Source organism: Prevotella melaninogenica (assembly GCF_018127925.1).
Lineage (GTDB): Bacteria > Bacteroidota > Bacteroidia > Bacteroidales > Bacteroidaceae > Prevotella > Prevotella melaninogenica_C.
The window spans coordinates 1,541,282-1,566,164 of record NZ_CP072348.1 but is presented as its reverse complement, the minus strand read 5'-3'; the positions used below and the strand labels follow the sequence as shown (position 1 = coordinate 1,566,164).

The 24,883-nt window shown below is 40.6% G+C and carries 14 protein-coding genes and 2 pseudogenes; 7 read left to right on the top strand and 9 right to left on the bottom strand.

What is annotated here, in order from left to right; all coding sequences use genetic code 11:
- Positions 1-205: 205 nt before the first annotated feature.
- Entirely contained in the window at positions 206-1,195 is a 990-nt protein-coding gene (locus J4861_RS11860; RefSeq protein WP_211817002.1) for an NAD-dependent epimerase/dehydratase family protein, read from the top strand.
- An 81-nt stretch (positions 1,196-1,276) separates the two neighbouring features.
- A complete protein-coding gene (locus J4861_RS11855; protein WP_211817001.1) occupies positions 1,277-2,245 on the top strand; it encodes a phosphatase PAP2 family protein in 969 nt (322 codons plus the stop codon).
- Positions 2,246-2,385: 140 nt separating this feature from the next.
- Here J4861_RS11855 and J4861_RS11850 read toward each other — a convergent pair whose 3' ends face one another.
- The 9 genes and pseudogenes from J4861_RS11850 to J4861_RS11810 form a co-directional block, all read right to left on the bottom strand.
- Positions 2,386-3,519 carry an AAA family ATPase gene (locus J4861_RS11850; protein WP_211817000.1) on the bottom strand — a complete coding sequence of 378 codons (1,134 nt, stop codon included), beginning with the start codon at positions 3,517-3,519 and terminating at the stop codon, positions 2,386-2,388.
- A 367-nt stretch (positions 3,520-3,886) separates the two neighbouring features.
- Positions 3,887-6,364 carry a TonB-dependent receptor domain-containing protein gene (locus tag J4861_RS11845; protein WP_211816999.1) on the bottom strand — a complete coding sequence of 826 codons (2,478 nt, stop codon included), beginning with the start codon at positions 6,362-6,364 and terminating at the stop codon, positions 3,887-3,889.
- Positions 6,365-6,888: 524 nt separating this feature from the next.
- Positions 6,889-8,910 carry a glycoside hydrolase family 97 protein gene (locus tag J4861_RS11840; RefSeq protein ID WP_211816998.1) on the bottom strand — a complete coding sequence of 674 codons (2,022 nt, stop codon included), beginning with the start codon at positions 8,908-8,910 and terminating at the stop codon, positions 6,889-6,891.
- Positions 8,911-8,930: 20 nt separating this feature from the next.
- Positions 8,931-10,163 (bottom strand): glycoside hydrolase family 99 protein, encoded by a 1,233-nt coding sequence (locus J4861_RS11835; protein ID WP_211816997.1) that lies wholly within the window; start codon positions 10,161-10,163, stop codon positions 8,931-8,933.
- A 582-nt stretch (positions 10,164-10,745) separates the two neighbouring features.
- Positions 10,746-10,955: pseudogene (locus J4861_RS11830) on the bottom strand (RagB/SusD family nutrient uptake outer membrane protein); the annotation flags it as partial.
- A 1-nt stretch (position 10,956) separates the two neighbouring features.
- Positions 10,957-12,486, bottom strand: a pseudogene (locus tag J4861_RS11825) (SusC/RagA family TonB-linked outer membrane protein); the annotation flags it as partial.
- Between the two features lie 632 nt (positions 12,487-13,118).
- The gene (gene rnc, locus J4861_RS11820; RefSeq protein WP_211816996.1) at positions 13,119-14,183 is read right to left on the bottom strand and encodes a ribonuclease III; all 1,065 of its coding nucleotides are present in this window, start codon (positions 14,181-14,183) and stop codon (positions 13,119-13,121) included.
- The gene (gene fabF, locus J4861_RS11815; RefSeq protein WP_211816995.1) at positions 14,173-15,435 is read right to left on the bottom strand and encodes a beta-ketoacyl-ACP synthase II; all 1,263 of its coding nucleotides are present in this window, start codon (positions 15,433-15,435) and stop codon (positions 14,173-14,175) included. Before fabF ends, rnc begins: the two co-directional genes overlap by 11 nt.
- A gap of 88 nt (positions 15,436-15,523) precedes the next feature.
- Positions 15,524-15,760, bottom strand: coding sequence for an acyl carrier protein (locus tag J4861_RS11810; protein WP_004358972.1), 237 nt, complete (start codon positions 15,758-15,760; stop codon positions 15,524-15,526).
- Between the two features lie 1,014 nt (positions 15,761-16,774).
- Between J4861_RS11810 and J4861_RS11805 the strand changes: the two genes are divergently transcribed.
- The 5 genes from J4861_RS11805 to J4861_RS11785 all read left to right on the top strand — a co-directional run bounded on the left by J4861_RS11805 (position 16,775) and on the right by J4861_RS11785 (position 24,085).
- Positions 16,775-17,380, top strand: coding sequence for a DUF4254 domain-containing protein (locus tag J4861_RS11805; RefSeq protein WP_211816994.1), 606 nt, complete (start codon positions 16,775-16,777; stop codon positions 17,378-17,380).
- 165 nt (positions 17,381-17,545) lie between these two features.
- Complete coding sequence (locus J4861_RS11800) at positions 17,546-18,595, top strand: glycosyltransferase family 9 protein (RefSeq protein ID WP_211816993.1); 1,050 nt, start codon at positions 17,546-17,548, stop codon at positions 18,593-18,595.
- Positions 18,596-18,654: 59 nt separating this feature from the next.
- Positions 18,655-19,275 carry a hypothetical protein gene (locus J4861_RS11795; protein WP_211816992.1) on the top strand — a complete coding sequence of 207 codons (621 nt, stop codon included), beginning with the start codon at positions 18,655-18,657 and terminating at the stop codon, positions 19,273-19,275.
- 1,153 nt (positions 19,276-20,428) lie between these two features.
- A complete protein-coding gene (locus tag J4861_RS11790) occupies positions 20,429-22,948 on the top strand; it encodes a ribonucleoside-diphosphate reductase subunit alpha (RefSeq protein ID WP_211816991.1) in 2,520 nt (839 codons plus the stop codon).
- Between the two features lie 90 nt (positions 22,949-23,038).
- The gene (locus tag J4861_RS11785) at positions 23,039-24,085 is read left to right on the top strand and encodes a ribonucleotide-diphosphate reductase subunit beta (RefSeq protein ID WP_004358967.1); all 1,047 of its coding nucleotides are present in this window, start codon (positions 23,039-23,041) and stop codon (positions 24,083-24,085) included.
- Positions 24,086-24,883 lie beyond the last annotated feature (798 nt).

Here is a 24,883-nt window from a genome sequence, read left to right as displayed (position 1 = left end):
AACATTATTGTCCGGAGGCTTCGGACAAGTTGTCCGAAATAGCCGTAGCACATGTCCGGTAGACCGAGACAAAACGGTTTGATACTTAGTTGCAATGCTGTTCATTACATACAAAACATCTAAAAACCGAAACTTGAGTTTTGTTATTTTCCACAAAGTAACGAAAAAGTTTGTATCTTTGCAAACGTTTGCAACGAAATTTTTAATGAAAAAGATACTTATAACAGGCGCATCGGGCTTCATAGGCTCCTTTATCGTGGAGGAAGCACTGCGCAAGGGTATGGAAACTTGGGCGGTAGTACGCCGTACTTCCTCACGAGAATACCTACAAGATGAGCGTATTCACTTCATAGAACTTGACTTCTCATCTGTTGACAAGCTAAAAGAACAGCTCTCTGGACATCAGTTTGACTATGTTGTTCATGCCGCTGGTGTGACAAAATGCTTAAACAAAGAGGATTTCTTCCGTGTCAATCGAGATGGTACGCGCAACTTCGTACAGGCGCTGCAGGAACTTAATCAGCCTTTGGAGCGTTTTGTTTTCCTCTCAAGCCTTAGCATCTTCGGTGCTATCAGAGAGCAACAACCTTATAAGGAGATTGAGCCAACAGACACTCCTCGACCTAACACGGCTTACGGTAAGAGTAAGTTGGAGGCTGAACAGTTGTTGCCTTCGTCCTTTCCTTATATCATCTTGCGCCCAACAGGCGTATATGGACCACGTGAGAAGGATTACTTCCTAATGGCAAAGAGCATCAAGGGGCATAGCGACTTTGCTGTTGGTTATAAGCAGCAGGATATCACCTTCGTATATGTTAAGGACGTGGTACAGGCTACCTTCCTTGCACTTGACCACGGAAAGATAGGCAGTGCCTACTTCCTAAGTGATGGGAACGTCTATCAGAGTACTACCTTTAGCGACCTTATCCACGAGGAGTTAGGTCGTCCTTGGTGGATTCGCATCACAGCTCCGATATGGGTATTACGTGTTGTCACGTTCTTTGGCGACCTTATTGGACATGCGACAGGTAAGATTTCGGCTTTAAACAACGACAAATACCAGATTCTAAAGCAGCGTAACTGGCGTTGTAACATCCGCCCAGCGATTGAAGAGTTAGGTTATAAGCCTGAATATGACCTCCAACGAGGCGTGAAAGAGACTATTGAATGGTATAAAAAAGAAGGCTGGCTATAGGATAGCTAATTATTATTAGCCTTATTGGCCCAATTAGGCTAATAAGGCTAATAGGCCTAATAAGCCCAATAACAACAAACAATGAAACAATTCATCATAGACTTATTTAAATTAGAAAAGAAGCCCGTAAAGGGTCTTATGGCATACGAATGGGTGGTAATGGCTTACTTGGTGCTGACACTCATCGTCATCTTCTTTATGTACACCACCATTAACAACCCGCAGGCAATGATCTTCGGGCGTCTACGCATCGTCGCTTTGACGGCTGCTATGTGGGTGGTTTATCGCTTAGCTCCCTGTAGGGCGACTCGTTTCCTACGTGTTGGCGTACAGTTAGGACTGCTTGCTTGGTGGTATCCTGACACCTTTGAAATCAATAGACACCTGCCCAACCTCGACCATCTATTTGCGCAATGGGAGCAAGACCTCTTTGGTTGTCAGCCAGCCCTACTCTTCTCAAAGGCTTTGCCGGGACATCTCTTCAGCGAGTTGTTCGATATGGGCTATGCAGCCTACTATCCTATGATAGCCGCAACGGCTGTTTATTACTTCGGATGGTACTATAAGGAGTTTAATAGAGCTACCTTTATCATCCTCTCTTCCTTCTTTATTTATTACATCGTATTCATCTTCGTGCCTGTAACAGGACCTACCTTCTATTACAAGGCGATAGGTTTGCAGAACGTGACAGCGGGTATCTTCCCTAATGTTCACGACTACTTCAACCATCATCAGGAGTGTTTACCAAGCCCCGGATATACTGATGGCATTTTCTATCACCTCGTTGAGGATGCTAAGGCTGCTGGTGAGCGTCCTACTGCAGCCTTCCCAAGCTCACACGTTGGTGTTAGCACTATCTGTATGTTGCTCCTTTGGCACGACCGCAACTATAAACTTTTAGCTATCCTTGCACCTTTCTATCTTCTGCTTTGCTGTGCCACTGTTTATATTCAAGCGCATTATCTCATTGATGCCATCGCTGGTTTCATCACTGCAGTTATCCTCTTCGCCATCCTCCTACGCATATCACGTAAGATGATAACGGCGTAATGCTACACTATGGATAAGGAATAAGACTATAATAAAGTCGATTAAAGGCGTCAAGTCAATAGTTTCTTCGTATAAGAAAAGTATGTAATACGATAAAAACTATTGACTTGACGCCTTTTATTTTATGCCTTCTCTGATTCTTAAAACATCATTTTTCGTTGAAACCACTTGGCAAAAACAGGGTCAGTAATAGCCAACTCTGTCCCACGTTTTTCTATCAAGTCACGCTCAAGGAGTGCTTTCTGCAATCGGTTGATATTCGAGTAACTCCCCAATTGATATTTCTCTCGTATCTTTGCAAGTCCAAAGTCCTTCGTAACACCAGAGCATAAGGCACGCAGAAAGTTAAGTTGATACTCCGAGAGGGGTTCAACCATCTGCATAAAGAGTACCTCATTCGTTGCTAAAAGGTCGTCTGTAGCCTGCTTGATATCGGTTTCATCCACTGTCTCTCCTTCTTCCTTCTGTGTATAAACGAGCCAAGATAACTGCTGAACATAGGCTGAATAGTTGTCGGTGAAGCTGCATATCTCTTCCGCAAGGGCTGAACTGATAGTCCTCTTACCATCTGCAAAATGACTGACAATATACTCCACCCACTCAGCCGATGGTATCTTGTCGAGTACTATCAAGTCGCCAAACTGATAGAAAGGCATACTGCGGTGTAGGAAGATGCTACTCATCAAGTGATGCTTACTACCGAAAAGACAGTAAGATACATGCTTCTGATGTTGCCATACACTCCTTAATCGTGCCTGTACATGCTTACTATCAGTCATCTCACCTATCTGTTGGAACTCATCAATACAGACAACAATCTGCTTTCCTTTCTTTATGGCAATCTTTTCAGCCATCTCAAGCACTTCTTCTGGCGTATGCGTCTTCGGTGTTATACCCAAAGAAATAGCAAAATCACTGTTCGGTTCTGGACTGAATGATATCTTTGGCGTAAGTCTGTACAAAAACTCCTTTGCCTCCTCGAGCCACATACTCTGCTTTGATGCCGTCTGCTTCAGTACTTCTGACGCCAAACGGTTGTAAAAGTCATATTCGCTCTTACATCCAAAGATGTCTAAATAAATCGTAATAATATCTTCTGACTTCAGCTTTTCACACACACGCATCACCAAGGAAGTCTTTCCCAGTCGCCGAGGAGACATCAGAATGGTATTGATACCACCTCTGAAATTATTCATCAATCGCTTTGTTTCCACTTCTCTTCCTATGAAGTTATAATCGGAAACAGCTACTCCATAAACAAATTTCTTGCACATAACGATTACGTTTTACCTTGTCTTACGACTGCAAATATAGTAATAAAATAGCAATCACACAAGTTTGTGTGACACAAACTTGTGTGACACAAACTTGTATAACCATTAACCAGCTAACTAACAAACAATTACAAGATACAAGAAAAGGAAAAAGCGATATCAAAAACACCTTGATATCGCTTCTTTTTTATGCTCTTTTTACGTAGAATAAACATGTAGAAAACCTACATTCTACGTATGTTCATCGTACAGGAAGACCACAACTATGAATTTTATTCATGAACAAAAAGAATTATTTTCACGACAAGAAATATTTTTCTTCATGATAAGAAATATTTATTTTCATGAAAATAATTCGGAGATAGGGCTACATACCAGTACCAGCACCCATTCCAACACCATTCATTTGTTGGTCGTTCTTCTTCTCTTGGAAGTCATTTGAAATCTTACTCTCATGTGTTTGGAACTGCTTCTTAGTATTTCCAAAATTCCAAGTGATGGTTAATGCCACCTGCTGTGCTGGTATCGTGATGTTCATGTGGTTCTCGAAGTTAGCACCATGGCTGTATTGCTTGATGTGCATCTTGCCTGTCAGCGGAACGAAATACATCAAACTGAGGTTGAGTTTGTCCTTGATGAAACTCTTTGAAAGGGTTGATGTGAACATATTAAAACCTCCATTATATCCCTGCAATAAGTATTTCTTTGTCAGTCCACCCATAAACACACTCCAATTTATCTTCCATGGGAAGGTTTGTTGTACTCCTAAGAATGCGCTTGCTTGCCAGCCATGGTTGTATTCGCCCAACTTCTCTGAACGAATATCTCCATAGTCAACTCCTCCATTGAGCATGATACGTGTCTTAGGGGTGACAGCATAGTTCATAAAGGTAGTAAAGTTGGTCCAACGACTACGTACAATATTGCCGTAGGTAGTATTTAATACGGTTCCGTTCATGAATGAATACTGCTCAATTTGGTTGTTGGCAAAAGCTTCACCAAGTGTCATGTTCATCATAAACTTTGGTGTAAAGTAATTGAATACTAAGCTAACGTTGTGGCTCTTCTCAACCGATAGGTTCGGATTACCATAGCTCAAGACTGTTGGATTAGAACGATCGATATATGGGTTGAGGTAACTAATACCCGGACGGCTGATGCGCATGTTGTAATTCAAGCCTAAGTTGACACCGCCAGAGATGTTATAACTGAGGCTGGCAGAGGGAACAAGACTTCCATAATTCTTCTTAAAGTCGGCACCAGAACCAACAATAAAGTTCACCTTCTCCCACGTATGTTCATAACGCAGACCTGCCTTTGCACCCAACTTACCCATTGTCGCACTGTACTCAGCATACTCTGCCAAGATACTCTGCGTGTTCTTATAGTTCACACTGTTAGCTGCATTATAAACCTCTGTACCACCTGTAATGTCATAGAACTTAGAGTCAGACGAGTTGCGATGAGAAATAAACTTCAAACCAGTACTCAATGTCTGTCCTTTTCCTAATGGAGTCGTGAAGTCAACCTGCACAGTATGCTCTGTTCCACGCATCTTTGCAGCCGAATAAAGGTCTGTTAAAGGGATCGACACACCTGCTGGTAAGGCGTCATAAATGCGTCGATTGTTGTTTTCTGCAGGTGAGGTTGTGAAGAGATAACTCAATGTCAGACTACTTGTACGTGCCTTATTAAAGAAGCGTTGATAGTCAACACTACCGTTAAACGACATGTTTTTATTCTCCATTGTCATCTCATTGCCATACGTGAAACCAGTTCCATAGGCTCCACCTGAGAAGGTTGTCGTAGGATGACCATCGTTTTTCATCGTGTGACCAGTCAACCCGAACGTAGCACCAATATTACTCACCGAATCGAGTTCATAGCCTAAACTGATGTTAGCCATCGTAAAATTGATTTTTGTATTGCCCTTTTGCCAATAGTCCATACGTGACCCATCAGAAGAAGTACGGCGCATTTCGGTTTCTGTTCCGTTTGACTTGAATTTCGCTCCCATGACATTGGCACTGTAGGTGAGCTTTCCCTGCTGTCCACTAAAGAAGGTTGTGGTGCGAGAACCATTGTTGCCTAAGGTAAGAGCTACACTGCCATTATATCCGTTCATCTTTGCCTTACTCTTTCCATCACCAGTGTTCATGATGATATTCAGCACACCACCGACACCCTCTGCATCATATTTTGCACCAGGGTTTGTGACTACTTCGATAGATTTCACAGCCGAAGCAGGCATTGCTTTGAATATCTGTGAGGGATTAGAAGAGAACATTACGTTAGGTTTTCCGTCCACATAGACCTTGAAGGAACCTTGTCCATTGACAGTAATATTATCCTGTCCGTCCACAGTTACCATCGGAACCTTGCGCAACATATCAAGTACGGTGTTTGTCTTGACATCGTTATCACTCTGAACATCGTAGGTCATCTTGTCGGTTTCCATCTTTACCAGCGGCTTTTGTGCCACAACCTCGACATCTTTCAACTGCTTTGTATCGTCTTGTACAAGGAGATTTCCAAGGTTGATAATACCACCTGTTGCCGTAAGTTGTACCTTACGCAGAATTTCCTTACGTCCCATTGAAGTAAAAGAAACGAGATAACTGCCCTGTCCTGTTACCTTTTGAGAGAACTTTCCGTCCTTTTCTGTCACCGACATAGCCACTGGTGTTTCGCTTTTCTTACCTTTGTAGACTCTGATAGTGGCGTATGGTTCGCCCTCATGGGTCAAAGAATCGAGTAATACACCCGATATAGTTGAGGTCTGACCATGTGCGGTTATGGCAATAGCCATCATACCCAAAGTAACGATTAATCTATTAATTTTCATATTCTCTATGTTTTTACGGCTGAAAAGATGATATAGATGTAATACAAAGTTGTTTCCCATTACAACAAACAACATCAATAAAATCATTATCAATCACGTAACCAGTAGTATTTTACTATATAATCTATGTGCGCATTATACAGTGCAAAACTAACAAAAAAAATCTGATAACACAAGTTTTGAAAGTAAAAAGAACAACTTAAAGTTAGGATTCTTTCCTATCATTTCTATGCTATACAATAACTATACTAACAACATATTGCATCCTGATTAACCCTCCGCACCATTGGTGCTAACGCCCCGCACCACTCGTGCTAACCCTCCGCACCATATGTGCGGGATATCAACAAAGAGAAAGAAAAGGGTTCTGAAGAATCATAATTGGCATGATAAGAGATATCGTAAGGCGTAAATGATCAACTTTATAAGGGTAAACTTTTACCCAATAGTACAAAAGAAAAGATGATTACCAAGCCTAAATAGACAATCGTAAAGGCTTGATAATCATCTTTTAAAAAGTTATCTTACTTCAAACAAACCAACTGAATAGCAAAACCACCACTCTTAGCTAAGTGCAAGTTGAGTACAGTTTCGCTATTAACCACCTGCTGTTCGATCGTCATAGAATAAGGATTCTTATCGTATTCAGCATCTGGACCATCCTTATAGATGATAGCCTTGTAGCTTGTACCCGGTGAAAGGAAGTCGAGTTTCAACTTAATATCACGTGCATTCTCATCACCCATACCTCCAACAAACCAGTTCTCACTATCGCGATCCTTACGCGCAGTAACGATATACTTACCTATCTCCGCCATAGGAATCACAGTCTTTTGCCAGTTAGAAGGCATTGCCTCGATGAAAGCAAAGGCTGGTTGATCCTTGTAGTTTTCGATTTCGTCGGCTGCCATCTGCCATGGAGTATAAATAACAACATACTCAGCCAACTGCTTAGCAAGTGTTGTGTGCGGATGCGTATTAGGATAAACCCTACCTTCAAGGTTAAAGATACCTGGTGTAAAGTCTATCGGTCCAGCCAACTGACGAGTGAAAGGAAGTACGCAAAGATGATAAGGAGGATTACCACCATTGCCATCCCAAGCATTCCACTCTTGTCCTCTTACACCCTCACTGGCGATAAGGTTTGGATAAATGCGCTGTAAACCAGTTGGCATAGCAGGCTCATGATTAACCACCATAATGTGGTGGCGGGCTGCAGCCTCTATCACCTTGCGATAGTGACGCACACCATATTGAGAGTGCTGGTGCTCCTTATCGTCCATTAGATTATTGACATAACCCGTCTTAACAGCCTTGATGCCCATCTTCTCATAGAGAGAGAAGGCTTCTTCTAACTGGTTCTCATAGTTCTTTGCAGCGCCACCAGTCTCGTTGTGAGCGATGAGTGAGACACCCTTTGACAGTGCATACTTCTGCAATCCCTCAAAGTCATAATCAGGATAAGCCTTTGTGAAGTTGAATTTATCACCTTCCTTACCCCAGTCGTTTTCCCATCCATAGTTCCAACCTTCAACTAATACGCCCTTGAAACCATGCTGTGCAGCAAAGTCGATGTAGCGTTTTGTATTCTCGGTTGTGGCACCATGCTTAGGACCTATCGCCCAAGTCGCTGTCTGCATGTGGTAACACCACCATACACCAACATACTTTCCTGTTGTAATCCATGATGTATCCTTAATCTTACAAGGGTCGTTGAGGTTCAACATGACACGGTTTGTAATCAAACCACCTACCTTATTCTCCACTGACAACATACGCCAAGGACTGACGAAAGGAGCTTTTGCACGTACCAAGTCGCCATTTGACCATGGAACTAACTCAGCCTTCAATCTTACGCTACCATCTTTTGTCTCTACAGGCTTAACATTCAGCGAAGAATAGTCTGTCAGATTTGCCTCGTGAAGCATCATATAAAGGTCTGGTTTCGCCTCGATAGTAACAGGGGTGCATACCTTTCCCTTCTTACTCAAGTGGTCCTTTGTCCACAGTCCCTCATAGTAACCAACATCATAAGGCAATGTCCATGCCTCTGGATCGCCCTTAAAGCAGAACTCTGTAGCCTCATCTGTGATGACAAAGTCCTTCAACTGCTTTTGTTCTGGGAATACATAACGGAAGCCCATACCATTGTCAAAGACACGGAAGACGATATTCAGCTGTCGCTGCTGTCCTTTCTTCTGTGCCAACTTCATAATAAGTTCGTTATAATGGTTGCGCACATCGACTTCTTCTCCCCATGGTTGGCGCCACGTTTCGTCCTTTGTAGCTCTTGCAAAAGCCACAACACGGAAGTCACTATCAAGACTTCCATCTTTCAGTTTCATGCCCAAAGCTGAAGGGAGAAGGATTACTTCCCCACCACGACGCAAAGAATAATAAGGTCGTCCAGCATTATCAACACCCGCAGTCAGTGTCAGATTGCCCGAAGGTGAACTTACCGTAGCTTCCTGCTTTGCCATCATTGCCATTGGAAGGAGTGCAAAGCACAGCATTAAAAAGAGTTTTTTTAAACGTTCTGTTTTCATTTATTGAGATTTTAATAATACTAATTCTTACCGTTGATGGCGTCTAATAGTGCCTTTGCTTCAGCTGTTTTCAGCTGTACAAGGGCATTATAAGCCTCCTTAACCTTCGCATTATTAGGTTGAGCAACACGTGCTTGATACCAGCGATAGATAAGTTCTAAGTCGGCTTGCTGATAACTTACGCCAGTGAACTTCTGCAACATAAGGAGGTATTTATATCCATACTCTAATGTTGGTTCGATAGAAGTTCCCTCGCCATAGTCGTTCCATGTGCTTATTTGCAGATACTTCAAACCTGCCTGTCGGGCTGCATCAAGCTGTCGCTGGAACAATGCTCCGTTTTCAGCACTGTATGTCTGATAGCCTGTACCGCCCTCACCTTCTTTGTAATAGTCCCAGAAACCAGGCATAGCACCGCCTACAAAGCACTTATAATCCTTTGCTATTGCGTAGTTAGGATTAGGATTTACCCACGTATAAACACCTTGTGCATTGTCTGAATAGGTGGCATTATTAACGCTGCCCATCTTTCCTTCCAACACAAGGAACATTGGTTTTGTGGTGAGGATAGAGAAACTACGATACCAGTCTTTTGGCGATTCCATCTGAATAGGACCGAAGTCTAATAACAATGGACGACCCTCAACCTTCACATAACTATCGTCCTTAAAGAAGTTCTCAGCTAAATAGCGGAGGTCCTGACGTACTGTTCCAACCTTATCTGTCGCCCCTTCGAGTGTTCTGTCTTCATAAACGACACTCATCTTGAGTCCTGCACGCTTCAAGGCACGGAAGAGTGCTTCAGTATTCGACTTATGTAAAGCGATTGAATTATCACTATTAATGCCATACCAGTCGACCATTACACCGTCTAAGCCAGCATATTTCATCAGCAAACACTGATAATCCAACACAGCATCATCGCCACTTGCGTAAGGACCCGTCTGTGGATAATAGTGTGAAGCTATCTGCCTTTTGCCGTTAGCATCGGTCTTATTAGGGTCACAGTTCTTCATTGTCCAGTGATAACCCCACTTTCCTTCGTTCTTAGGGTTGGATGTGGTGGTTTCAAACCAAGGCATATAATGTGCATACACCTGCATGGTGTTTGACTTCGTAACGGCAACAGGCACGACTTGAGTAGCCTGTTGACTGCCTTCAGTCTTCTTAGGTGCACCCTCATAGCTGTCTGCACAAGACGCAAAAAGCAATCCTGAGACAGCTGCAAATGTAAATACTGATTTCAACTTCATCTTGTTTAATGTTCTCTTAGCTGACTTTCCTATTCCCAAAGCTGGTGCAGAAAGATTCCTACTTCTTATATTGATACCGCTATCCTACTCTCTGCCGCATTGCAAAAGCTATCCTTTCGTAAGTACAAAGATAAACTTTAAATACCATAAAGAAGAACTTCAACCATATAAAAAGGCATCTTTCTCGAATTATTTTCATGAAGAAAAAGATTTCTTTTCATGATAATAAATCTTCCTTTTCATGATAATAAATCTTTCTTTTCATGATAATAAATCTTTCTTTTCATGATAATAAATCTTTCTTTTCATGATAATAAATCTTTCTTTTCACGATGAAAAATGTTTTTTTTCATGAAAGTAATTTGCCACAGACAGCTTTTCTATAGGAGAAAGTCATGTTATTAACTTGATATTACATGGGTTATTGTATCATAAAAGAGGCTGTTTTCGTAAGCGTTAGTAGCTTATTCCAAGCCGTATAAAGCTTCTCTAATAAAGCCCTTAAAACCCAATGGCAACTGCATGGACCTAAAATCCCTACCGTACCATTGGGCATCTTTATAACACTAAACCCATCAAAAATTAACTTTCGTAACCAGGATTCTGCTTTAAGTTAGGGTTCTTGCTCAACTCCTCTTGTGGAATTGGATAGATACCTGTATGCTTGTCGGCAGGATCGGCTGGCTTCTCCCACCACGCTTTGAAGTAAGTTCCAAAGCGGATGTTGGTTGTACGGCGCAGATTCTCAAATACAAACTCGTGCTTCCACTCTGTGTCAAGATCGTTGAGGGTGTGTTGAACTGAAGCCTTCATAGGTGTTATCGAGGTAAGAATAACCACCCATAAGATTCAAATGGTGGATGTCTGCGAACTTTTTATCGTATGTTAAGTAAAGTTCTAACTGCTTATTTGTATAGTCATCATAGATTCTCTGACCCCATCCATGCTCACTCTGTCCCTCCATTCGAGCGTAAGTAGGCTTGTATAAGCCCGACTTAACAGAGTTGAATTCATAGGATGTATTGACCGTAGCAACCAATCCTTCGAGGAGAGAAAGCTCTGCCTTCAAGTAGCCTAAGAAGCGATGACGCTTGCGGTCTTCGGTTCTGTTGTTGTTTAACTCAACTGGATTCTCTGTGTTTGTACCATTGAATTGAGCATAGCTACCGTCTTGATTATAGACAGGGAAGGTAGGTTGAAGGTTAGTCATACGTTCAAAGATACGGTTATCGACTGGATGCCAACTGTCAAAGTTGGTGTTGATGCCCTCATCCAAACGTAAACGACCATTCATTCCAGTCTGATAAGCAGAGAGAGAACCAGCAAGTCGGTTCATAGTATTGTTCTTAATGACACCTTCATTGTTGTTATAAGTGAAGCTGGCACGATATCCATGCTTCTTCTTTGACGATGAGAAGTTGATATTATGCCCATGAGAGACAGCCGTACGCATAAGTTCTTTCTGCCAGTCGGTGCTTGCTCCGAAGTCTAAAGCACTCATATTGCCTGTTGAACGAACATAACTACGCCACTGATTTGCCGATAGTAAGTCGAGTGTTTTGGCTGCAGAAGCTAAGGCAACATAGCCATTATACTGAATAGTATTCACCTCAGTGTCTGAACCTTGACGATTGGTAGTGATGATGATAACACCATTTGCACCACGAGAACCATAGATAGCCGCAGCAGAGGCATCCTTGAGAATATCCATGCTGACAATCTCTGAAGGTTGTACAGAGTTGATATCAACACCTGGAATACCATCTACAACAACCAACGGACCATTACTTGCCGACAAAGACGTACCACCACGAAGACGGATAGAAGCACCTGACTCAACAGCTCCAGAGCTTTGTACGATAGAAAGACCAGCCACCTTACCCTGCAACAACTGCTCAGTAGAGGTGATAACACCCTGTTTCATATCCTTTGAATTGACTGAGGCAATGGCACCCGTAAGGTCGCTCTTACGCATCTTACCGTATCCAACACCCACGATAGTCACCTCATCAAGTGTCTTGGCATCCTCTTCCATCACGACTTTTAGGTCTTTTCCAGCCTGCACCTTACGACTTGTATAGCCTACATAGGAGATTTCGAGCATATCACCTTGTCGGCACTGGATAGTGAAATTACCATCAATATCAGTGATAGCACCCACCTTACCGCCTACAACACTCACCGAAGCGCCAATAAGTGGCTCATGACCGCTATCAGATACCGTACCAGTAGCAGTGAAGTCTTGTGCTGATACCTGACTACAGAACATCATCAACGCAAAGAGGATGAGTCCCGATAGTTTATTTCTTATTGTTAGTTTCATAGATTTTAATGCTTTTATGGATTGAATAAGACGAGAAATCATTCTCTCCTCTTCCGTTATTAATCAGCCACAACGAGCGGTATTGTTGATGTGACAACCGTCTTATCGTACTGATCCTTTACAGACAAGGATATGAAAAAACATTACATAATTTCAAATAAGATATCTATAAATAACGACAAAAGCACATACAAAAAATAGATTTGTAACCATAAGGAAATCAATTAGTTATAAAGTAGTAAGGTAAAAGGTGCTTAATTGGACTTCAAAAGGGCGTTAGTAAGAGTCTTAAAGGGCACCTTTTGCAAGTCAATTGGGCGTCTTTTAGAAGCCAAAAGAGCAGCTATTAAAAATCAAGATGTGAAAAATTATGACAAAGTAATAGGCTATTAGACCTATTGAGCTTATTGGGTTTATTGGGCTTATTAGCCTAATTGGACCAATTAGCCTTATTAGGCTTATTAGGCTAATAGAAATAATTAGGCTTATTAGCCTTAAATAGTACCTTATTAGATACTAACAGAACAGCAAAAAAAGCAACAGGCGTTTACAGAAGATGATGAATGTGATAGGTATTATCACTTACCATCGGCTGTAAACGCCTGTCTTATTAATTCTTTTACCGCTATTTATTAATTTTCAAAAGCCTCTGCCTCAGCAGCAGCGATAATAGCTTCGCGGTCAATAGACTTAGAATGAGAAATATCAGAGAGGTCAAAATCCTCATTGTTAGCCTTCTTTTCTTCCTCAACAGAGGAATCAGTTAGTTCTTCTTTCACTTCATCAGCAGCCGATGATTTCTCATCAAAGACCTCTGTTTGGAAAGGATTCTCATGTTTCTCAACCTTTGGTTCAGAACCTTCAATGAAGTTCATGTCCTGTGAAGTCTCAGGAACATTGAGCACTGGTTCTTCTTCCATCTTTGTACGGTTGGCTTTGGCGGCAAAAACCTCATCTATAAACTGGGGCTCACGACGCAAACGCTGGAGCGTAAGTTTGGAAGCCTCTTGCTGGCTTTCCTTCTTAGAATAACCGTGTCCCTCTCCACATGGAATACCCTCCATAATCACTTGGAAATGGAAAGTGGGACTACCCTGTTTATCCTTTTGGTTTTCAATCAGCTTGAACTCCATATTGACCTTATTTTTCTGGCTCCACTCGATGAGTTTTGACTTGAAGTTCACCTCCTTGTAAGCAACCTTATCAATATTGATAAGCTTCCCAAGGACTTGTTGCTTCATAAACTTCATACAAGCATTGTAGCCATGATCAAGATAGAGAGCGCCTACGAGTGCCTCAAAAGCATTACCACCTAAATAACTGTTATGCGAAGACGTCTGCCCGTTAGAGAGAATCAACTGACAGATTCCCATCTCTTTTGCCAGGCGGTTTAGCGTATCGCGTTGTACTATCTTTGAACGAGTGTTGGTCAGGAAACCTTCACGCTTGCCTGGGAAGTGCTCATAAACGATGTCACCGACAATGGCATCGAGAATAGCATCACCAAGAAACTCAAGGCGTTCATTGTTTACTGGCTTACCCTTTGCGTTACGACGCGCTACGCTCTTGTGCAAGAGTGCAGTCTTATAATAACTGATATCGTGAGGAATAATGCCGATAATTTGGTACAAAGACAAATAAAGCTCCTTCTCCTTGCGGAAAGGGAGCTTTACTCTATCAATTATATTATTCAGCATACTTCTTGAATACAACACAAGCATTGTGACCACCGAAACCGAAGGTGTTGCTAAGTGCAGCACGTACCTCACGTTTCTGTGCCTTGTTGAACGTAAAGTTCAAGTTGTAATCCAATTCAGGATCCTTATCATCTTCCTCATGGTTGATAGTTGGAGGAACGATATCTTCCTTCACTGACATGACACAAGCCAAAGCCTCTACAGCACCAGCTGCACCGAGGAGGTGACCTGTCATACTCTTTGTAGAAGAGATATTCAACTTGTAAGCAGCATCACCAAACAAAGCCTTGATAGCCTTTGCCTCTGAAATATCACCTACAGGAGTTGATGTACCGTGAACGTTGATATAGTCGATATCCTCTGGCTTCAAACCTGCATCCTCAAGTGCTGCCTTCATAACGAGCTTAGCACCAAGACCCTCTGGGTGAGAAGCAGTGATATGATGAGCGTCAGCTGACTCGCCTTCACCAACCATCTCTGCGTAAATCTTAGCACCACGAGCCTTTGCATGCTCTAACTCCTCAAGGATAAGACAACCAGCACCCTCACCCATTACGAAGCCATCGCGGCTTGCAGAGAATGGACGTGAAGCGTGCTCTGGATCATCATTGCGTGTAGAAAGTGCATGCATAGCATTGAAACCACCTACACCACAAGCGCAAATAGCAGCCTCAGCACCACCACTAACGATGATATCAGCCTTACCAAGACGAATCTGGTTGAATGCTGAAGCCAAAGCGTTAGTTGAAGAAGCACAAGCAGATGTTGTTGTATAGTTAGGACCGTGGAATCCATACAGCATACTAATCTGTCCAGAAGCGATATCTGCAATCATCTTCGGAATGAAGAAAGGATTGAACTTAGGACCATTCTCTGGATGCTGTGCGTAATAACTCACCTCATCTTCGAATGTCTTGATACCACCAATACCTACACCGTAGATTACACCTACGCGGTTCTTGTCAACCTTCTCTAAGTCGATGTTAGCGTCCTTAACACCCTGCATAGCACTAATCATAGCCAACTGAGTGTAACGGTCGAGCTTACGAGCCTCCTTACGGTCAATGTAATCATTGATGTTAAGGTCTTTTACCTCACAAGCAAACTTCGTCTTGAACTGGGTTGTATCGAAATGTGTAATAGGAGCAGCACCACTCTTACCTGCCAGCATGTTCTGCCAAGTCTCCTCTGGAGTGTTACCCAATGGAGTAACGGCGCCAAGACCTGTTACAACTACTCTTTTTAATTCCATGCGTGAAATATAAATTAAAAAAGTAAAGTTAAAAAAAAAGCCAAGCAAAGGCATACGCTTTGCTTGGTACTTTTATCTTGAGTAAACCTTACTTAGCGTTCTCCTCGATGTAAGAGATAGCGTCGCCTACTGTAGAGATCTTCTCAGCCTTATCGTCTGGAATAGAAATACCGAACTCCTTCTCGAACTCCATGATGAGCTCTACTGTATCCAAAGAGTCAGCACCGAGGTCGTTTGTGAAACTTGCCTCTGGTTTTACCTCAGCCTCATCAACGCCGAGCTTCTCTACGATAATAGCCTTTACTTTTGATTCAATTTCTGACATAATTGTAAGTTTTAAAATGTTTAATATTGATTTCCAAATTCAAAATGCGCTGCAAAGGAACTGTTTTTTTTCCATGTGTGCAAGTTTTTTTATTAAAAATACACTATCTATTGCACAAACCATATAGCTTTGTGCATGTTTTTGGGCGTTTTTACACTTAATTGTACGATAAATCAAACAATTATATCAGATTATTCAAAACTTTATTTATGCCACTACATGGAATTAAACTGATTTTATAAACTACTACACCTTATTATTATTAAGACGAAAATACAATGATGTTGTTTATTGTCACTCATCATGCGTATTCTATCCGACATCGTAAAACACTCTTAATTGCCTTTTACATTTTAGGTGTAGTATGCTTTTTGCAAGCTTATAAAGCATCCGCACCATTGGTGTTAAGCGTTCGCACAATACGTGCTAAGCATCCGCATCATATGTGTTGAACCTCCATACCATGATTAGGAAAGGGGAAAAGGTTAATTATAACTCGTCCACAAATATGGAATTGAGGTCTACATAAATAAGGAATAGCACCTGTGTGGAGGAAGTTTTACCCTCTCCTATTCCGAATGAAGCAATGAAAAAATGGATTTAATTTTGTAGATAGTTAGTGGCTTAAAATGATTTTCCTGTCACTTCTGTCACTATTTATAAACTTATAAGCACTTAATTGACAAGTAGTTAATACTAACTGTTAAAATGACAGCAAACAAAATATAAACTTATTGTATAGATATGTGGTATATTCTGAGGGGCTTATAAGCACATGAAATCCACTTAGAAAGGATATTCCTTATCGCATCTTGTCTGTCTTTATGACTTGATATAGTTCACTACTCCTACATTGTAAAGACAGACAAGCCGCTCGATAAGAAAATAAAATATGTTTAGGCACTCATGACTGATTTGAGATTAAGCGATTAACAATGAAAAACAAGAGTTTTTATTTTGTCCTTTAAGGAATTTACTTTATATTTGCAGAATAAACAGAAAAATAAAAACCGAATGTCATTTACAAAACATTGTAACGAGATTTTCAATCAGGCAATCCGTGATTATCATATTACGGACAATGTAGATACGCCGATTAATAACCCTTACGACAGAGATTCCATTGAAAACCGTCTCTATCTGAAATGCTGGATTGACACAGTACAGTGGCACTTCGAGGACCTTATCCGCGACCCACATATCAACCCAGACGAAGGAATGAGTCTCAAGCATCGTATTGACCGCTCTAACCAGGACCGTACAGACCTTGTTGAGCAGATTGACTCGTATTTCCGTCAACTCTACTCTGACGTAAGTCCACTCCCAGATGCAACTATCAATACCGAGAGTCCAGCATGGGCAGTTGACCGTTTGTCTATCCTTGCATTGAAAATTTATCACATGAAGGAGCAGACTGAGCGCAAGGATGCTTCAGCTGAGCACATTGAGAAATGTAAGTCTAAGCTGAATATCCTCCTCGAACAACAAAAGGATCTCAGTCTTGCCATCGACCAATTGCTCGATGACATTGAGCATGGCCGTAAGTACATGAAGGTTTATCGTCAGATGAAAATGTACAACGACCCTGCAACCAATCCGATTCTTTACAACAAGAAATAAAATGATGCCCCTCCCACGCTGCATAGGGAGGGGCGTAATTACTCGCTCAGAGTAAACATCAATGCACTTTATTAGTTATTGAATAAGCATATCTTATTGCTTATCTTTATCAATAATAACCTTTTTCCTCTATTCTTTATCCTGCTTATTTATTTCTGTTAGCCTATGAAAACCCCACATATTCTTATCATCCGATTCTCTGCTATGGGCGACATTGCTATGACAGTTCCCATCGTTTATTCGCTTGCAAAGCAGTATCCAGATGTGAGAATAAGTGTGCTTTCTCGTCCTTTTGCACAGCCATTCTTTCAGCATTTGGCACCAAATGTCGACTTTATGGCTGCCGATTTGAAAGAAGAATATAAAGGTTTTAGAGGATTAAACGCACTTTACCGTCGGTTGGTAGCAAAGCAATTTACAGCTGTAGCCGATTTCCATAACGTACTCCGAACCCGTTTCCTTCGCTTACGTTTCCTTCTCGATGGCAAAGCTGTGGCACATATCAATAAGCATAAGCAAGGAAAGAAGCTACTCTGTCGGGAAGAAAATAAGGTTTTCATACAGCAGCCTACCTCTTTTCAAAACTATGCTGACGTACTCGAAGCATTAGGCTATCCTATTAAACCTGAATTTACGAGTATCTTCCCAGTTGAAGGTGGCGACTTACAGCTTCTCCCTAATATAATAGGTGTAAAGCAATCATCGGAACGATGGATAGGTATAGCACCTTTTGCAGCCCATGCAGGTAAGATGTATCCACAGGAAAAAATGGAACTTGTAGTGCGAAAACTAACTGAGAAACATCCTTCTTGGCGTATCTTCCTCTTTGGTGGTGGTAAACAAGAAATAGAAATATTGAACCAATGGGCAGCACAATATCCACAATGTCTTTGCGTTGCTAACGTCCTTAAAGGACTCGAAAAGGAACTCATCCTTATGAGTCATCTCGACACTATGGTTTCAATGGATAGTGCTAATATGCACCTTGCTTCCCTCGCTGGTACACGAGTGGTTAGTGTATGGGGTGCAACCCATCCTTATTGTGGATTTATGGGTTGGCAACAGAAGGAAGAAGATGCTGTTCAAATCAATACACTCTCTTGCCGTCCTTGCTCTGTCTTTGGTAACAAACCCTGCCATCGAGGTGACTTCGCTTGTATGAATAATATTCTTCCAGAAGAGATTATTCAGCGTATTGAAGAGGGATTGCTGTAGGAATAGAATATAGAAAGATTTTAAAGAATAAAGATATAAGACTTCAACATAATAAAAGTATGAAACAAACTGCACTCTTCTTCGTCTTTCTTCTTACCCTCCTATCCTCCTGTTGTAATAAGACTTGTCAAAAAACAACAGAAAGTAATGCATTAGACAGTTTGGTTCTTGTAGACACTACAGAGATGAAATCAGCCTTTTTGGGATGTATTCATCGTTTTATTAAGCAATATCCTAAGGATAGTACGTTTATTCTTAAATGTGGATATGGATATGAAGATCACGGTGTTTATACAAATGGTGTCTATATCAACAGTGACGTTTTTGTTATCCAACCAGCTTATTACGATATGTTTATGGGTGGAGAATGGTCTATTGATGATATGTATCCTTCACATTATTTCAAGATAGACAACCGCATCGTCTTCCTCTGCTCACGTTCAGATTCCTTTATGAAGCAGGAGAAATACCGGAAAGCCTACCATCAGATAGTGTCTGATAGTCTACGTGTACACTATGAGGATTTAGCTTTTATCCTTGTTGAACACAAAGACAATAAGGCTACATTGCTGTCAAGTGACGAAATAAGAAAGCGAAAGATTAGTCCTATCAGTGGTTTTAGAACAGTTGTCAAGTTCAAAGCTCCAAAGCTTACGGATGAATCATCAGATGACGAATAAGCTCATCAAGGAACAATAAGGGGTATCTTTTAGGTTCTTCCGTTAAATGCGTAGATTATTAATAGAATGAGATTCATCCACATACATGGTATAATTACCTCCAATAAGATGGTTTTATAAAGGGAAATAAACTACATGATAAACGTAATTAGCTGCGATATCTATCTGTCTTCTACTATCAACGTATTCCCTTACTATATGAAGTTTGTAAATTATTTTCGTACAGCTCAAAACTAACACATGCTCTTTTGGCTTCTAAAAGGCGCCCAATTAGCTTGCAAAAGGTGCCTTTTAAGACCCTTACTAACGCCCTTTTGAAGTCCAATTAAGCACCTTTCATCATACCGTTTTATAACTAATTGATTTACTGTTGGTTACAAAACTGCTTCTTATATGTGTTTTTGGCGTTAGTTATAGAAGTTTTCTTTGAAATTATGTAATGATTTTTCAAATCTTTATCTGCGTATTTTCGAAGTATAAAAAGAAATGATTTTCAATGAAAAAGGATGATAATCGGATAGAATGTTGACTGTCTTAGCCAAGTTTTTGTTTAATGAGTAGCTATGGTTCATACGTTAAAGCAATACGAAAAGCGTCCACACATTTAACGGAAGAGCCATTTTTTAATGCAATAATAGCTTTAAAAAGCTATCAATCGGCTTACTTTTCTCCTTACTTTCTCTATCTTTATTCTTCTAATCATTGTCTTTAGCGAAATTATGTTTATGAGAATAATTCGCAATCAATAGACGATCGAAAATAAAGAAAAGATAACAAAAAAACAAATCAGCTTTTAGGAGAATAGTGATAGGCATTTATTTCGTTTAATAAAACCATAAACTATAATTTTAAATACCAAAATAAGTGCTTCTTGTAAGCAATAAATAGAGATTTTGAACAGCTGAGAATATTTCAATTTTAAACAAAAAATAGCACTTAATTCTTTGCTATTTTGGATAACAATTAAAAGTTAGAAAGTTCTCAAAATATTCCATTTTGGATAACTATCATATCAGTTTTTTTTCTTAACTTTGTCCATACAAAAACCCGCTAAAAGGCGTAAGTTACTAATAATATGTTACTTATACGTAAATAAGTAAGTCTCAATAGCGAATTGAAGTAGTACAAAATATAAAACTTTATAAAAGAAGTAATGAATATAACAAAACGTAATGGAGAAGTAGAAGTCTATAATAACGAAAAGATTTCAATAGCCATTAAAAAGAGTTTTATCAGCACCGGAAAGGATATTTCAGACAGTGAGATAGCCGGAATGGTAAGCGAAGTAGAGCAGTTCATCAAAGAGAACCCTGAACTGCGCACTGTGGAGGATATCCAGAACCGTGTAGAGAAGTGTCTTATGGCACATGGTCATTACGATGAAGCGAAGAATTATATTCTCTTCCGCTATCAGCGTAATGAGCAGCGACAAGCTATTAATTACATTGCGTGGACTGCTGACGATCGTGAGTTGGCTGATGTGTTGCACAGTGTAGCCCGAGAATACCGCGAGCGTTCTTATAGTATGGTGACTCTTCAGGAGAAGTTCTCAAGTTTCACTAAGCCTGGTATGTCACAGAAAGACTCAATTGATGCACTTATCAAGGCTGCTGTAGAATTGACAACACCAGAGGCTCCAGCATGGGAGATGATTTCAGCACGTATTCTTTCTTATCGTTCTGAGAAGAAAATCACCCGTTTGGAGGAAGAGTTGGGACTCAAGACCTTCTATCGTAAGGTTAAATATATGACCGAAGAAGGACTTTATGGTGATTATATTCTTCAGAACTATAGTGAAGAAGAAATCAACGAGGCTGCTACTTTCATTGATCCTGAACGCAATAAGCTCCTTAATTATTCAGGTCTTGATCTACTTCTAAAGCGTTATGTTATAAAGAATTACTCTGGTAAAGTGATTGAGCGTGTACAGGAAATGTTCCTTGGAATCGCACTTCATCTTGCTATGCCAGAGAAGGAAGACCGTCTTATGTGGGTACGTCGTATCTACGACTTGCTCAGTAAGTTGGAAGTAACTATGGCAACACCTACCCTTTCTAATTCTCGTAAGCCAAGTCATCAGCTTTCAAGTTGCTTCATTGACACTGTACCAGACAGTTTGGATGGTATCTATCGTAGCTTGGACAACTTCTCACAGGTGAGCAAGTTTGGTGGTGGTATGGGTATGTACTTCGGCAAGGTACGTGCTACAGGTGGTAATATCCGTGGTTTCAAGGGTGTAGCAGGTGGTGTAATCCGCTGGATGCGACTCGTTAATGACACTGCTGTAGCTGTTGATCAGTTGGGTATGCGCCAAGGTGCTGTAGCCGTTTACTTAGATGTATGGCACAAAGACCTACCAGAATTCTTGCAACTTCGTACCAACAACGGTGATGACCGTATGAAGGCACACGACATCTTCCCAGCTATCTGTTATCCTGACTTATTCTGGAAGATGGCAGAGGAAGATATGAATCAGAACTGGTCACTCTTCTGTCCTAACGAAATTATGCGTATCAAGGGTTACTGTCTTGAGGATTGTTATGGCGAAGAGTGGGAACGTAAGTATCTTGATTGTGTGAATGATCAGCGCCTTTCACGTCGTGTTATTAGCATTAAGGATATTGTTAGATTGGTTCTTCGTTCTGCTGTTGAGACAGGAACACCATTTACATTCAACCGTGACACGGTGAACAGAGCTAATCCTAACGCTCATAAGGGAATGATTTACTGCTCTAACCTCTGTACAGAGATTGCTCAGAACATGGCTCCTATTGAGACAGTATCTAAGGAAGTAGAGACAAAGGATGGTGACACCGTTGTTGTAACAACTACTCGTCCAGGTGAGTTTGTCGTATGTAACTTGGCAAGTTTGTCACTTGGTAGACTTCCATTGGAGGATGAGGAAAAGATGAAAGAAAAGGTGGCAACCGTTGTTCGTGCACTCGACAACGTTATCAACCTTAACTTCTATCCTGTTCCTTATGCACAGCTTACCAACCAGCGTTATCGTTCTATTGGTTTAGGTATTAGTGGTTATCACCATGCTCTTGCTAAGCGTCGCATTAAGTGGGAGAGTGAAGAGCATTTGGAGTTTATGGATAAGGTGTTCGAGACAATCAACCGAGCAGCTATCCTTGCCAGTTCAAACCTTGCTAAGGAAAAGGGAAGCTATCAATTCTTTGAGGGAAGTGACTGGCAGACGGGTGCTTACTTTGATAAGCGTGGCTATGACAGTGCTGAATGGCAGGATGTTCGTAAGACAGTTGCCTTGCAGGGTATGCGTAATGCTTATCTTCTTGCAGTCGCACCAACCAGCAGTACAAGTATTATTGCAGGTACAACAGCTGGCTTAGACCCAATCATGAAGCGTTTCTTCTTAGAAGAGAAGAAGGGAAGTATGCTTCCACGTGTTGCTCCAGAGCTTTCAGATGAGACCTATTGGATGTATAAGAGTGCTTATCTTATCAATCAGAAGTGGAGTGTTCGTGCTTCTGGTGTACGTCAGCGTCATATCGACCAGGCACAGAGTATGAACCTCTATATCACCAATGACTTCACAATGCGTCAGATACTCGACCTTTACTTACTTGCTTGGAAAGAGGGTGTTAAGACTATCTACTATGTGCGTAGTAAGTCATTAGAGGTGGAAGAGTGTGAGAGCTGCTCATCATAATAATTCAGAATTCACAATTCATAATTCATAATTATGATTACCTCTCTTGCTAAATATTAGAAGAATGATAGAGTAAATAAATAAGAAATGATGGACAATCAATTAAAACGTAATACCTTATTCAATCCTTCAGGCGATATAGAATTGCGCTTGAGACGAATGATTGGTGGCAATACTACTAATTTGAATGACTTCAATAATATGAAGTATTCATGGGTAAGTGACTGGTACAGACAGGCAATGAATAACTTCTGGATTCCAGAAGAAATCAATCTTTCACAAGACTTTAAGGACTATCCACGTCTTGAAAAGGCTGAACGTACAGCCTATGATAAGATTCTGAGCTTCCTTGTCTTCCTTGATTCGCTTCAGAGCAATAACCTCCCAACGCTTAGTGAGTATATCACTGCGAATGAGGTAAACCTCTGTCTGCATATTCAGGCATTCCAAGAGTGTATCCATAGTCAGAGTTATAGCTACATGCTCGACACTATCTGTAGTCCTGAAGAGCGTAACGACATTCTTTATCAGTGGAAGACCGATGAGCATCTCTTGAACCGTAATAAGTTTATTGGTGACTGTTACAATGAGTTCCATGAGAAAAGAGATAAGTTCAGCTTGATGAAAACACTCATTGCCAACTTCATCCTTGAAGGTATTTACTTCTACAGCGGATTTATGTTCTTCTATAATCTCAGCCGAAATGGTAAGATGTCGGGGTCTGCACAGGAGATTCGCTATATCAATAGAGATGAGAATACACACCTCTGGTTGTTCCGTAGCATTATTCTTGAGCTGAAGAAAGAGGAGCCTGATATGTTTACTCCAGAGAAAATAAAGGTTTATGAGGATATGATGCGTGAGGGTGTACGTCAGGAGATAGCATGGGGACAATATGTTATCGGCAATGATGTGCAGGGTCTTAACGCTCAGATGGTGTCTGATTATATCCGTTATTTGGGTAATCTTCGCTGGTCTGGACTTGGCTTCGGTTTCCTCTATGACGACAACCAAAAAGAACCAGAGAACATGAAGTGGGTAGGTCAGTATTCTAATGCTAACATGGTAAAGACCGACTTCTTTGAAGCTAAGAGTACTGCTTACGCCAAGAGTACAGCATTAATTGATGACTTGTAAGTCTTAATTCAGAATTCATAATTCACAATTCATAATTATAATTACCTTGGTAATTCATAATTGATAATTCACAATTCATAATTATGATTACTTATTTTGGGTGTTATGAAGGGAATATCCTGAAGATAATAATACCTATGAATAGTAATTTAAATTCTGAATTGTGAATTTCTTTTTATCCAAAGTACGAACTATAACCATGAAAGACATCAACTATATTCTCTTTACTTTTGGTATTTTGTCTCTTCAATAATCATAAGTTGCTTTATAATTACCAATCTATTGCAACGTAATTAACACATAACACCATTAGTGTTAACCCTTAACACACTATGTGCGGAGCATCAGCACAACGCTTAAAGATGGCATAAAAAGTGATTAGAACTATTATAATACATCGTAGAACACGAATGATTCCTTTATAAGGAAACATTTACTAAATAATACTTATACAGATATTGAACTAATAACTGTTGATAACTCTGTGGAAAACTATGTTGATAACTATTTTATAACTCTGTGGATATCCACACAAGAATAGAAGAAGAAGCTTCTATGTGGATATCCACAAGGTTATTAATGCAGTTTTATAGAAGTTTTACACAACTTTCATATCAAAAAAGATATAAACTTATTATCTTTGCATCAATTGTGGATAATGTGGATAACTCAGTATAGTACCTGAATATCAAACAATAAAAATGAGGATAACTTGTTAATAAAGTAACCTCTAAGTTTGATAACTATTCTGCCAAGAAAACGGCTGAAAAGTTCTGCACTAATCCACAGCCTATCATA